This window comes from Brevibacterium luteolum (genome assembly GCF_025147615.1).
GTDB lineage: Bacteria > Actinomycetota > Actinomycetes > Actinomycetales > Brevibacteriaceae > Brevibacterium > Brevibacterium luteolum.
Window position 1 is genome coordinate 1 of record NZ_JALXPM010000063.1, and the last position, 12,526, is coordinate 12,526.

At 68.0% G+C, this 12,526-nt stretch carries 11 protein-coding genes; 3 read left to right on the top strand and 8 right to left on the bottom strand.

Annotated features, from left to right (window positions below; translation table 11 throughout):
- The coding region (locus tag M3C25_RS12235; protein ID WP_259856965.1) for a hypothetical protein at nt 1–617 on the top strand (617 nt) is incomplete at its 5' end.
- On the opposite strand, the gene M3C25_RS12240 is transcribed toward M3C25_RS12235, so the two are convergent.
- Entirely contained in the window at nt 593–1,552 is a 960-nt protein-coding gene (locus M3C25_RS12240; RefSeq protein ID WP_259856966.1) for a GNAT family N-acetyltransferase, read from the bottom strand. The two genes, M3C25_RS12235 and M3C25_RS12240, sit on opposite strands and share 25 nt — an antisense overlap.
- 58 nt (nt 1,553–1,610) lie before the next feature.
- Here M3C25_RS12240 and M3C25_RS12245 point away from each other — a divergent pair, with 58 nt between their 5' ends.
- Nucleotides 1,611–2,453: a purine-nucleoside phosphorylase gene (locus tag M3C25_RS12245; protein WP_259856968.1), complete on the top strand. Its 843-nt coding sequence runs from the start codon at nt 1,611–1,613 to the stop codon at nt 2,451–2,453.
- On the top strand, nt 2,453–4,237 hold the full coding sequence (locus M3C25_RS12250) for a phospho-sugar mutase (protein WP_259856969.1): 1,785 nt from the start codon (nt 2,453–2,455) through the stop codon (nt 4,235–4,237). The genes M3C25_RS12245 and M3C25_RS12250 overlap by 1 nt, the downstream gene beginning before the upstream one ends.
- An 80-nt stretch (nt 4,238–4,317) precedes the next feature.
- Here the strand turns inward: M3C25_RS12250 and deoC are convergent, their stop codons facing one another.
- The 7 genes from deoC to M3C25_RS12285 form a co-directional block, all read right to left on the bottom strand.
- Nucleotides 4,318–4,995 carry a deoxyribose-phosphate aldolase gene (gene deoC, locus M3C25_RS12255; protein ID WP_259800314.1) on the bottom strand — a complete coding sequence of 226 codons (678 nt, stop codon included), beginning with the start codon at nt 4,993–4,995 and terminating at the stop codon, nt 4,318–4,320.
- 65 nt (nt 4,996–5,060) lie between these two features.
- A complete protein-coding gene (locus M3C25_RS12260; protein WP_259856976.1) occupies nt 5,061–6,380 on the bottom strand; it encodes a thymidine phosphorylase in 1,320 nt (439 codons plus the stop codon).
- Nucleotides 6,381–6,391: 11 nt separating this feature from the next.
- On the bottom strand, nt 6,392–6,799 hold the full coding sequence (locus M3C25_RS12265) for a cytidine deaminase (protein ID WP_170274583.1): 408 nt from the start codon (nt 6,797–6,799) through the stop codon (nt 6,392–6,394).
- 29 nt (nt 6,800–6,828) lie between these two features.
- Nucleotides 6,829–8,127, bottom strand: a complete 1,299-nt coding sequence (locus M3C25_RS12270; RefSeq protein ID WP_259856978.1) for an ABC transporter permease — start codon at nt 8,125–8,127, stop codon at nt 6,829–6,831.
- Entirely contained in the window at nt 8,124–9,416 is a 1,293-nt protein-coding gene (locus M3C25_RS12275; protein ID WP_259856980.1) for an ABC transporter permease, read from the bottom strand. Before M3C25_RS12275 ends, M3C25_RS12270 begins: the two co-directional genes overlap by 4 nt.
- Entirely contained in the window at nt 9,416–10,987 is a 1,572-nt protein-coding gene (locus M3C25_RS12280; protein ID WP_259856982.1) for an ABC transporter ATP-binding protein, read from the bottom strand. The genes M3C25_RS12275 and M3C25_RS12280 overlap by 1 nt, the downstream gene beginning before the upstream one ends.
- A 104-nt stretch (nt 10,988–11,091) precedes the next feature.
- Nucleotides 11,092–12,171, bottom strand: coding sequence for a BMP family lipoprotein (locus M3C25_RS12285; RefSeq protein ID WP_375545133.1), 1,080 nt, complete (start codon nt 12,169–12,171; stop codon nt 11,092–11,094).
- Nucleotides 12,172–12,526: the final 355 nt, after the last annotated feature.

Genomic DNA, 12,526 nt, shown 5'->3' on the forward strand with positions numbered 1-12,526 from the left:
ACGCGCGAGAGGGTGTTGCCGTCCAGCTCGCACAGCCACGCACCGACCCACCAGCCGGCAGCCAGACGGCCCAGGCCGACCGGGCGGACCGTGTTGGTTCAGTCTGGATGGGTGGATGCGGTGACGGAGGGTTCCAGCGAACCGAGACCGGAGCGGCGTCGTTCCGGCTCGGGCGAGGGCCGCTTGGTGAGGACATCCTGTGGGTCCCCGACGTCGACGGGCCTGTGCTCGGCGTGCGCGGTCCGGCCGAACTGTGCCATCCGCTGCTGGCGGACCTCGCTCAGCCACCGGCCGATGGTCAGTCCCCGGAGGTCATGGCGCTCATCGATGCGCATGAGGCAGACCCGGCTGCCGCCGCGCTCGCCGCCTCGGCAGAGTACTGCGCGATCAGCTATCCCCTGACAGGTCAGCTGCCCTACAGTTCTCCGCTGGCGGCCATCACGAAAACCGGACCACAGCTGCTGCTCGGGCTGCGACAACAAGGGGAGCTTGCAGCTTTGGGGATGCGCGACCTGCCGTTGCCGCCTGCGGGCTGGGCGTGGTTCGTCTCCGGGTCACTCGCCCTGCCTGTCGATATCAGGCCTGCTGCCGGTCAGGACAGTGAGATCGTCTTGTAGGTGTAGAGCACCTCGGCCACCCCTGCGGAGATGAGCCCGTCCATGAGTTCGGAGACCACCGGCATCTCATCGGTGACCTCGACGACGACCTCACTGTCGGTGGACAGGCGGGCCAGCAGCGCACCGGTGTCCTCGAGACCTGCCTGGAAGCCAGGGTCGTTGAGGTCGACGGTGAACTCCGCGGCGTTCTCACCACGATTGGCCGCCCCCACCTTGCCGTCATACGCGGCCGCGAGGGTGAGCTCAGTGGCGCCGTCCTCGTGCGGGTAGGAGACCGCGAATGCCGAGACCTCGCCGTCACGGCGCATGAGGGCGGCACCGTGGGCGCCGGTCGGTTCGGAGAGGAACCGGCGGTTGACCTCGCCGATCGACATCTCAGCTGCCGGGTCAGCGGCGTTGACGCCTGCATACCAGGCAGCGAACGCCTGGGTCAGCGCCACCGAACCGGTCGCGGTGACCTCGAAGTCCTCCAGCCGGTCAGCACCGAGCCCGCCGAGGGCCGATGGCTTGACCGTGATGACCCGCGTGGTGAACAGAAGGTCGGCACCCTGGCTTTCGGCAGCGTCCGCACCGACGGAATCAGCGGCCACCCGGCCACGCAGCGGCAGGTCGATCAGATCCGTGCCAGCCACCGCCTCCCGCGCGGCTTCCAGCAGAGCCGTGCCTACGCCTCGGCGGCGTTCGGTCTCTGCGACCTCGACGTGCGCCCACGCACGGTGCGGGTGGGCGGGCGAAGCGGCGATTGCCGCGGCGCCGATGAGCACCTCGGCCCCAGGGCCCTCGTCGTCGAGGGAGGCGACAACGCAGCGGGAGAGCGGGGAGTCGGAGTCGGCGCGGAAGAGGTTGCGCGCGGCATGCTCGGCGGGGTTCGCGGCGTCGTGCAGGACGTCGTTGAGCCGCAGGTCATCACCGTCGGTGAAGGGGCGGATGTGCACAGGCGCGTTCCTTTCCTCAGTTCCGGCAGGCGGCGAGCGCCGCTGATAATCTCAGACCATGAGCGACTCACACATCAGCGATCCTACCGCCGCCGCCAAGCAGGCAGCCACCGTCCTCAACGAGGCTGCCGGCATCGACCACCACGACATCGCCCTCGTCCTGGGCTCGGGCTGGGGTGAGGCCGCCGAGCTCATCGGTGAGACCATCTCCGAGGTGCCGGCCGCCGAGGTGCCCGGATTCCACTCCCCTGTCGTCGCCGGCCACGGCGGCACTCTGCGCACGCTGCGCATCAACGACACCGGCTCCGGCGCTGAGGCGAAGTACGCGCTTGTGCTCGGAGCGCGCACCCACTTCTACGAGGATCGCGGCGTGCGCGCCGTCGCCCACGGTGTGCGCACCGCGGCTGCCGCCGGCTGCCAGACGCTCGTGCTCACCAACGGCTGCGGCGGACTCAACCCCGAATGGGGTCCCGGCACCCCGGTGCTCATCTCCGATCACATCAACCTCACCGCCGCCTCCCCGCTGGAGGGCCCGACGTTCGTCGACCTGACCGACCTGTACTCCTCGCGCCTGCGCGAGCTCGCCCGCTCGATCGACAGCGACCTGCCCGAGGGCGTGTACGCGCAGTTCCGCGGGCCCCACTATGAGACCCCGGCTGAGGTGAAGATGGCCGGTGTGCTCGGCGCTGACCTTGTCGGCATGTCGACGGCGCTTGAGGCGATCGCCGCCCGTGAGGCGGGGCTTGAGATCCTCGGCATCTCGCTCGTGACGAACCTCGCCGCCGGTGTGAGCGCCGAGCCGCTCGACCACTCAGAGGTCATCGCCGCCGGCAAGGCCGCGGGACCGCGGATCTCGCGGCTGCTGGCCGAGATCGTCGGCAAGATCGCCCAGGAGGACTGATGAGCCCCGCCCAGCCCCCACAGCCACCTGCGCCGACGGTCTTCACCGACGGCTTCGATGCCGACATCGTCGAGTCCTGGATCGCCGACGACCCAGACGAGCAGACCCGCACGGAACTGGCCGCACTGCTGGAATCTGCAACGGCCGGCGATGCGGCCGCGATCGCGGAGCTGGAGGACCGGTTCGCCGCTCCCCTGACCTTCGGCACCGCCGGGCTGCGCGGGGCACTCGGCGGCGGGCCGAACCGCATGAACCGGGCCGTCGTCATCCGCGCTGCCGCCGGTCTGGCCGGGTTCCTGCGCGACACCCTCGGTGAGGGATTCCGGGTTGTCATCGGCTGCGATGCCCGCCACGGCTCAGCTGACTTCGCCCGCGACACCGCTGCTGTCGTCACCGCCGCCGGTGGGCAGGCGCTGCTGCTGCCCGACAAGCTGCCCACCCCGGTGCTCGCCTTCGCGCTCGGTCATCTCGACTGCGATGCCGGGGTCATGGTGACCGCCAGCCACAACCCGCCGCAGGACAACGGATACAAGGTCTACCTCGGCGCCCGCCCCCTCCAGGCGGTCCTGGACCGGCAGGGTGATGCGCAGGCTGCTGCCGCCGCCGAGGCGGGGGCTGGTGCGCAGATCGTCCCGCCCTTCGATGACCTCATCGCCGCCCACATCGCCGGCATCGCCACGGTCGCTGACACCCCGCGTGCCGAGTCCGGCTGGAAGACGGTCAGTGAGCAGATCGTCGAGGACTATCTCGCCTCGATCGATGCGCTCGGCCAGCGGCTCGGTGCTGTGCGCACAGCACCGGTGCGGATCGTCATCACGAGCCTGCACGGGGTCGGCGGGGCGACGATGTGCGCGGCACTCGAGCGCGCCGGTTTCGACGATGTCCATGCTGTGGCCTCTCAGGAGCAGCCGGACCCGGACTTCCCGACGGTGACTTTCCCCAACCCTGAGGAGGACGGTGCCCTCGATGCCGCGATTGCCCTGGCCGATGCGGTCGGTGCCGATCTCATCATCGCCAACGACCCGGATGCCGACCGCATGTCGGCAGCTGTGCCGGTGCATCCGGCTGCCGGTGCTGAGGAAGGTACAAGCGGCTGGCGGCAGCTGACCGGTGACGAGGTCGGTCTGCTGCTCGGTGAGCACATCGCTGCCCGCAGCCCACAGGATGCGGTGCTGGCCAATTCGATCGTGTCGTCTCGCGCGCTTGCCGCTGCGGCGAAGTCCCATGGGCTGGAGCATGGGGCCACGCTCACCGGCTTCAAGTGGATCTCCCGTGTTCCGGGTGTGGCGTTCGGCTATGAGGAGGCGCTGGGCTACTGCGTCGACCCGGATGTCGTGCGCGATAAGGACGGCATCTCGGCCGGCGTCGTGTTCGCCTCGCTGGTCTCAGCATTGGCCGAGCAGGCCCGCAATGTCGACGATGAGCTGAAGCGCATCCGGACGCGTGATGGCGCGTTCGTCACGCAGCCGCTGACGTTCCGGCTGACCGACACCTCTCTCATCGGCGAGGCGATGGCCCGCCTGCGAGCTGCGGCGCCTGAGCAGCTGGCCGGCCATGACGTCACCGAGGTCATCGACCTGGCTGAGGGCTCAGGACAGCTGCCGCCGACTGATGGGATCATGCTGCTGATGGCTGCCGGTGACCGGGTCATCATCCGGCCCTCGGGCACTGAACCGAAGCTCAAGTGCTACCTCGAAGCAGTCGGGGCGCTCGAGGAGATCGAAGCGGCCCGTGCACGACTGGAGCAGATGCGGGCGGACCTGACACTGTTCTTCGGGCTCTGACCTCGGCAAAGCCACCGCGCGCGAACGCGCCCGAGGGATTTCCTCGGGCGCGTTCCGCGATCTGGGCGGAGTGTGGGCGATCAGTTCTCGAAGCCGTCGAGCACGGCCGCGGAACCGGAGAGCCCGAGGCGGGAGGCACCGGCGTCGATCATCTGCTGGGCAGCCTCAGCATCGCGGATGCCACCGGAGGCCTTGACGCCGAGGCGGTCGCCGACGGACTCCCGCATGAGCTTGACGGCATGTGCCGAAGCGCCGCCGGCCGGGTGGAAGCCGGTGGAGGTCTTGACGAAGTGGGCGCCTGCGGCCTCGGCGGCCTTGCAGGCGGCGACGATCTGATCGTCGTTCAGTGCCGCGGATTCGATGATGACCTTGACGATCGCCTCAGAGCCGGTGGCGCGGCTGGATTCGGCGCAGGCGCTGACGACCTCGCGGATCTCAGCCTCGACTCCCTTGAAGTCACCGGCGAGCGCGAGACCGAGATTGATGACCATGTCGACCTCTGCCGCCCCCTGACGCACCGACAGCGCGGCCTCGGCGGCCTTGACCTCACCGTGGTGGGCACCGGAGGGGAAACCGCAGACGGTGGCGACGACGAGATCGCCGGTGTTCATCAGCGGCAGCATGTTCGGTGAGACGCACACGGCGAGCACACCGAGCTCCTGGGCTTCAGCGACGAGTGCCGCGACGTCCTCGGCGGTGCTCTGAGGCTTGAGCAGGGTGTGATCGATCATGCGGGCGACGTCGGTGCGAGCGGTCATCGCATCTCCTTCAGGTTCGGGGTCTCGTAACGGATGTCAGGGGTGGTTCGGGGTGGAGCTCAAGCTCAGGCGGTGATGCGGTCGATGACGATCGAACCGGCAGCCGCCTCGGCGTCGGCTCCTTCGGCAGCCGGGGTGATCTCGACGGCCTCGGCCAGTGCTTCCTGGGCGCGGGCGAAGAGGGCCGGGTTGTCGGCGTGCAGGGTCATGAGCGGCTGACCGGCGGTGACGGCTTCGCCGGGCTTGGCGTGGAGTTCGATACCGGCGCCGAGCGAGAGCTCATCGCCCTGCTTGGCACGGCCGGCGCCGAGGCGCCAGGAGGCCACACCGACCGACAGCGCGTCGAGGCCGGTGAGGACGCCGGCGGATTCGGCGCGCACCACCTCGGTCTCGGCTGCCTGCGGCAGCGCGGCCTCCGGGTCGCCGCCCTGGGCGCGGATCATCTGGTTCCACTTGTCCATCGCGCGACCGTCGGCCAGGGCGGCGCGGACGTCGGCGTCGGGCTTGCCGGCCATGCGCAGCATCTCCTCAGCCAGCGCCACGGTGAGGTCGACGACGTCGGCGGGCCCGCCGCCGGCGAGCACTTCGACGGATTCGCGGACTTCCAGCGCATTGCCGACGGTGAGTCCGAGCGGGGTCGACATGTCGGTCAGCAGCGCGGTGCAGTCGACGCCGGCAGAGGTGCCGAGGCGGACCATCGTCTCAGCCAGTGCGCGGGCGGAGGCTTCGTCCTTCATGAACGCACCAGAGCCGACCTTGACGTCGAGGACGAGGGCGGAGGTGCCCTCGGCGATCTTCTTCGACATGATCGACGAGGCGATGAGCGGCAGGCAGTCGACGGTGGCGGTGATGTCGCGCAGCGCGTAGAGCTTCTTATCCGCTGGTGCCAGGCCGGAGCCGGCGGCGCAGATGACGGCGCCGAGGTCCTCAAGCTGGGCGAGCAGCTCCTCGTTGCTCATGTCGGCCTGCCAGCCGGGGATCGATTCGAGTTTGTCGAGGGTGCCGCCGGTGTGGCCGAGGCCGCGGCCGGACAGCTGCGGGACGGCGACGTCGAAGACGGCGACGAGTGGGGCCAGCGGCAGGGTGATCTTGTCTCCGACACCGCCGGTGGAGTGCTTGTCGACAGTGGGCTTGGACAGCGACTCGAAGCTCATCCGCTCACCGGAGTCGATCATCGCCTGCGTCCAGCGGGCGGTCTCGTCATCGCTCATGCCGCGCAGGAAGATCGCCATCGCCAGCGCCGACATCTGCTCATCGGCGACGACACCGCGGGTGTAGGCGTCGATGATCCAGGCGATCTGGTCATCGTTCAGGGTGCCGCCGTCGCGTTTGGTGCGGATGATGTCGACGGCGTCGAAGGCTTCCGTGGTGGTCTCTGCGGTCATGGGGAGTCCTTTCACGAGGTGGTGTCGAGGTGGTCCGGGCCGAACGCCTCGGGCAGGACGTCTGCCAGCGGCCGGATGCCCGACGGCATGTCGAGGACGAGGTCGGGGCCGCCGAACTCGTAGAGCAGCTGGCGGCAGCGGCCGCATGGCACCAGCTTGTCACGGTTCTGGTCGACGCAGGCAAATGCGATGAGCCGTCCCCCGCCGGTGCGGGCGAGTTCGCTGACGAGTCCGCATTCGGCGCACAGGCCGAGCCCGTAGGAGGCGTTCTCGACATTGCAGCCGGAGACGATCCGGCCGTCGTCGACAAGTGCGGCTGCCCCGACGGGGTAGCCGGAGTACGGTGCGTAGGCGCGCTCCATCGCCACGGTGGCGGCGTCATGCAGCTGCTGCCACACCTCGGCGTCGAACTGTCGCATGTGCAGCCTCCTTCCCTGCCTGGGCAGGGTCACTGGGTGGAGTACGGCTTGCCTTCGGCGGCCGGCGGGCGGACGCGGCCGACGAATCCGGCCACGGCGAGGATCGTGACGATGTAGGGCAGCATGAGCAGCAGCTCGCTGGGCACCGGGGTGCCGATGGCCGAGAGCGTGTTGCCGAGGTTCTTCGAGAATCCGAACAGCAGTGCCGCTGCCAGTGCGCCCACAGGGTTCCACTTGCCGAGGATCATCGCAGCCAGGGCGATGTAGCCCTGCCCAGCCGACATCTCCTTGCCGAAGGCCAGGCCGGAGCCGATGGTGAAGAACGCCCCGCCCAAGCCGGCGATCGCACCGGCGAAGATCGTGTTGGCCACCCGGTTGAGGTTGACGTTGATGCCGACGGTGTCAGCGGCCTTCGGATGCTCGCCGATCGCACGCATCCGCAGGCCCCAGCGGGAGCGAAACACGAAGATCTGCAGCAGGATCACCGTGATGTACATGAGGTAGACGAGGATGTTCTGGTTGAACAGCACGTTGCCGAGCACCGGGATGTCGGACAGCAGCGGGATCGGCAGGTTCGGCAGCTGCTGGCGTGAGTTCCACTTCTCGGCGTTGGCGGTGAGCACCGTGGAGAACAGGAAGCTGGTGACGCCGATGACGAGCACGTTGAGCACCACGCCGATGATGATCTGGTCGACCCAGTAGCGCACCGCGAAGAACGTCAGCACGACCGCGACGAGCGCGCCGGCGACAGGGGCTGCGATGAGGCCGGCGTACGGGCTGGAGAACAGCGAGGCGACGACGGCGGCGAGGAATGCACCGGCGAGCAGCTGGCCTTCGATGGCGATGTTGATGATGCCTGAGCGCTCACCGACGAGACCGCACATCGAGCCGAAGATGAGCGGCACTGACAGGGCCAGCGAGCCGGCCAGCAGCGCGGTGATCGGGATGCGGCCGGTGTCTCCGCCGGCCCAGTTGAGGAAGCTGAGGACGAAGATGATGCCGAAGGACACCATCACCCAGGCGGGGATGCGGCGCCGGTTTGCGGCCTCGAAGGTGGCGTAGGCGGCCAATGCCAGCAGGACCACGCCGAGGACGATGCCGGTGAGCTTCGTCGGGACCGTCACCTCGGGGATGGCGAAGAAGTCACCGGAGGAGGCGAAGGCGAACGTCGTGCGCTTGCCGGCGGCGGCCAGCAGGCCGAAGAACAGCAGCGCGAGGACGGCGAGGACGCCGAAGATGATGGGGAACTTCCAGGCGATCGGCGCCCGGACGTCGGCTGCGGCGTGGTCGAGGCTCTCAGCAGCCGCGGTGGCCTTCTTGGCGTTCATCGCGCCTCCTTTGCAAGGGGTGCCGGCAGGCGGAAGATCGTGCGGACCAGCGGCGGTGCGGCGATGAGCAGCACGATGACCGACTGGACGACGAGGACGATGTCGATCGGGGTCCCGGTCTGGGACTGCATGAGGTAGCCGCCGGCGCGGAAGGCGCCGAACAGCAGACCGGCGAGCAGGGTGCCCAGCGGCCGGGACCGGCCGAGCAGGGCAACGGTGATGGCGTCGAAGCCGAGCGTGCCGGCGATGCCGCCGGTGAGCTTGGCCTCGGTGCCGAGGATGAGCGAGGCGCCGGCGAGTCCCGACAGGGCGCCGGCGATGACCATGACGAGCAGGGTGACCCGGCCGACGGAGATGCCGGCGGTGCGGGCGGCGTTCGGGTTCTCACCGACGGCGCGGAACTCGAAGCCGAGGGTGGAGCGCTCCAGCAGCCACCACACGAACAGCACGGCCAGCAGGGCGACGATGAAGCCGAAGTGCAGGCGGAACGGGTCCGGCAGCAGCTGCGGGAGGAAAGCGGACTCGTCGATGTTGCGGGTGGCGGGGTTGGCCGAGGTGGTCTGCTTGAACCAGCTCTGCTTGAGCAGATAGGCCAGCAGGTAGCCGGCGATCATGTTCAGCATGATCGTGACGATGACCTCGTTGGCGCCGGTGCGGGCCTTGAGGAAGCCGGCGATACCGCCCCAGCAGGCGCCGGCGACGGCACCCATGAGGAGGGCGAAGAGGAAGTGGATGACCGGCGGCAGGCCGACCGCGTAGCCGAAGTAGCCGCCGAGGATCGCGCCGAGGATGAGCTGGCCCTGGGCGCCGATGTTGAACAGGCCCGACCGGAAGGCCAGGGCGATGCCGAGGCCGGCGAGGATGAGCGGGGTGGCGTTGACCATCGTCTCGGTCAGCGGGCGGATCGCGCGCACGAAGCTGGAGGCCTGCCAGTCGATGAACGCGCCGCGGAAGAGCGCCAGATAGGCCCCGCTGACGGTGCGGAAGACGGTGACGAAGAAGTCGGTCGGGCGGGCGAAGAAGTAGCCGAAGGTGGCTTGGACCTCGCGGTTGGCAGCGGCGATGAGGATGCCGCCGAGGATGAGGGCGATGACGACCGAGAGCACCGAGACCATCGCCGAGGACGACAGAATGCGGCGGACGATCGTGCCCTGGGTGGCACCCGGGCCGCTGGCTGGGGTCGAGCCGCCGCCGGAGCCGGGGCCGTTGGGGGTTGCGGGGCTCTTCGGGCCGCTGGGGCCGGCGGCGGTGTCCGTGCCGGTGGCTGCGGGAGTGGGCTGGTCCGTCATCAGAGCTCCTCCTTCGCTGCTGCAGACACGGCGGTGGCACCTGAGCCGTCGCGGTAGCGGGCCAGGGCTTCGTCGGCAGGCACGCCTGCCATCATGAGGCCGAGCACGTCGCGCGGGGTGTCACCGGGGACGATGCCGATGATCGTGCCGCGGTACATGACGGCGATCCGGTCGGCGAGGTTGAGGGCTTCATCGAGCTCGGTGGAGACGATGATGCAGGGGGTGCCGGCATCGCGTTCGGCGATGATGCGCTTGTGCACGAACTCGATCGAGCCGACGTCGAGGCCGCGGGTAGGCTGGCTGGCGATGAGCAGGCTGAGCTTGCGGCCGAGTTCACGGGAGAGCACGACCTTCTGCGCGTTGCCGCCGGACAGGGTTGAGATCGGGTCGTCGATCGAGGTCAGCCGGATGTCGAACTCCTCGACCTTCTCAGCGGCCTTCTCGCGGATGACCGCAGGCCGCAGCGCCAGGCCCTTGGCGTAGGGCTCGCGGTCGTACTGGTCGAGGATCATGTTCTCGCGGATGGAGAAGCCGGCGATGACGCCGTCGGTGGAACGGTCCTCGGGCACGAACCCGATCCCGGCGTCGAGGCGCTTCTTCACTGACTTGCCCAGCAGCGACGTACCCTCGAGGGTGATGGAGCCGGCGTGCGGCTCGTCGAGGCCGATGATCGTTTCGGCGACCTCGGTCTGGCCGTTGCCCTGCACACCTGCGATGACGAAGATCTCACCGCGGGCGACGGAGAAGGAGATGTTGTCGACGGTCACGGTGCCGTTCTTCGACAGCACGGTCAGGTTCTTGACGACGAAGGACTCCTCACCGGGGTCGGCAGGGGCCTTCTCGGTGGCGAGCTTGACGTCGCGGCCGACCATGAGGCTGGCGAGTTCCTGTTCCGAGGACGTCGGCTCCGCCTCGCCGACGACCGCCCCGCGGCGGATGACGGTGATCTGGTCGGCAACAGCCCGCACTTCGCGCAGCTTGTGGGTGATGAACACGATCGAGGTGCCCTCAGCCTTGAGCTGGCGCATGATCTCGATGAGCTCGTCGGTCTCCTGCGGGGTCAACACCGCGGTCGGCTCATCAAGGATGAGGACCTCAGCATCGCGGGAGAGCGCCTTGATGATCTCGACGCGCTGCTGGGCGCCGACCGGCAGGTCCTCGATGACGGCATCCGGGTCGATGTCGAAGCCGAACCGAGCGGAGATCTCGCGGACCTTCTCGCGTGCCTGGTTCAGGTCGAGCAGCCCGAGGCCCTTCGTCGGCTCATAGCCCAGAGCAACGGATTCGGCGACGGTGAAGACGGGCACGAGCATGAAGTGCTGATGCACCATGCCGATGCCGGCGGCGACCGCATCGCCAGGGCCGGTGAAGCGGCGTTCGGCGCCGTCGACGAGGATCTGCCCGCCGTCGGGGGCGTAGAGGCCGTAGAGGACGTTCATGAGCGTCGACTTGCCGGCCCCGTTCTCACCGAGCAGGGCGTGGATCTCGCCGGGTTCGATGACGAGGTTGATGTCATCGTTGGCGACGAGGGATCCGAACACCTTGGTGATCCCGCGGAGCTCGAGTTTCACGTGGACTCTCCTTTATTCCGCAGCCGAGGCGGTGCTCACCGTTGGCGTGTGCGCTGACGCGCGCACGCGGTCAGGCGAGCACCGCCTCGGGCGTGGGAAGGAACTTACTGCTTTGGAGTCGAGGGCGACTCGACGGTGATCTCGCCGTCGATGATCTGCTGCTTGAGATCTTCGACTTCCTGCTTCAGACCGTCATCGACCTGGTCCTCGAAGTCGTGGTACGGAGCCAGTCCGACACCCTCGTTCTCCAGCGTGCCGACGTAGGACTTGGAGTCCCAATTGCCGTCCTTGGCTGCCTCGACGGTGTCATAGACGGCCGTCGAGATCTCCTTCATCACCGAGGTGAGCATGAGCTCCTTGTACTCAGGGGCGTACTCGTAGCCGTCGGAGTCGACCCAGATGATCTTGGTGCCATCGGACTTCGATGCGGCCGAGGCGGCGCCGAGGCCGACCGGTCCGGCGACCGGCATGATGATGTCAACGCCCTGCGAAATGAACTGCTCGGTCAGCGCCTGGCCCTGCCCCTGGTTCTCGAAGTCACCGGAGAACGAACCCTCCTGCTTCTCCTTGTCCCAGCCGAGGAGCTGGACGTCTTCGCCCTTGTCCTCGTTGTACTTGTCGACGCCGTCAGCGAAGCCGTCCATGAAGATCGACACCGACGGGATCTGCGTGCCGCCGAAGGTGGCGACCTTGCCCGATTCGCTCATGCCCGCAGCCAGGTAGCCGGCGAGGTAGGAGGCCTCGGCAGTGTTGAACACCAGCGGCTTGGCGTTCTCGAGTTCGACCGGCTTGTCGTCGCCATCGGTGAAGGTGGAGTCGATGAGCGCGAAGTTCATATCAGAGTTGGCCTCAGCGGCCTCCTGCAGTGCGTCTTCGAGGAGGAAGCCGACGCCGAAGGTCAGGTCGCAGCCCTGCTGGACCATATTGTCGACGTTCGGACCGTAATCTGAGTCATCGGTGGACTCGGCAAGGGCCTCTTCGATGCCGAAGTCCTCCTTGGCCTTCTCGAGGCCCTCGCGGCTTGATTGGTTGAAGGACTTGTCGTCCCAGCCGCCGGAGTCGGAGACCATACATGCCTTGAAGTCGCTTGCCTCTCCCCCGCCGTTGGAGGATTCCTCCGGAGCCTCACCACAGGCCGACAGCAGCAGCGCAGACGCTGCCGCGAAGGCGGTGGCCGGAACCATGATCGATTTCTTCACAGGATGTCTCCCAGTCTCGTGTGTTGTGAAAACAGGTGAACCTGGCCGTTTGGTGAGAACGGTCTGCACCTATCATGGGTCATTTTTGCACACTTTCATGCTTTCGGAGCACGTGTGGGGCAGACGTTGCCCAGCCGTGACCTGCGCCGACGCCCGGCGCCGCCGCCTGGCGGCAGCGCCTCGGGTGTGTCAGTCCTGGAACACCAGGGGCGCAATCCTGCCATAACGGGCGTTCTGCCCTGTCTGCGGCGTCGCGGTGAGGCTAGTGTGCCCGATAGGACCAGTTCCACCAGACCAGTTCCACTCACCCCGTCGTGCAGCTTCGGCTGCCTGTTCGAAA

Excerpts from the sequence above, each read along its gene's own strand:
- M3C25_RS12245 (WP_259856968.1), top strand. The coding sequence starts at position 1,611 with ATGAGCGACTCACACATCAGCGATCCTACCGCCGCCGCCAAGCAGGCA.
- M3C25_RS12250 (WP_259856969.1), top strand. The coding sequence starts at position 2,453 with ATGAGCCCCGCCCAGCCCCCACAGCCACCTGCGCCGACGGTCTTCACC.
- deoC (WP_259800314.1), bottom strand. The coding sequence starts at position 4,995 with ATGACCGCTCGCACCGACGTCGCCCGCATGATCGATCACACCCTGCTC.
- M3C25_RS12260 (WP_259856976.1), bottom strand. The coding sequence starts at position 6,380 with ATGACCGCAGAGACCACCACGGAAGCCTTCGACGCCGTCGACATCATC.
- M3C25_RS12265 (WP_170274583.1), bottom strand. The coding sequence starts at position 6,799 with ATGCGACAGTTCGACGCCGAGGTGTGGCAGCAGCTGCATGACGCCGCC.
- M3C25_RS12270 (WP_259856978.1), bottom strand. The coding sequence starts at position 8,127 with ATGAACGCCAAGAAGGCCACCGCGGCTGCTGAGAGCCTCGACCACGCC.
- M3C25_RS12275 (WP_259856980.1), bottom strand. The coding sequence starts at position 9,416 with ATGACGGACCAGCCCACTCCCGCAGCCACCGGCACGGACACCGCCGCC.
- M3C25_RS12285 (WP_375545133.1), bottom strand. The coding sequence starts at position 12,171 with ATGGTTCCGGCCACCGCCTTCGCGGCAGCGTCTGCGCTGCTGCTGTCG.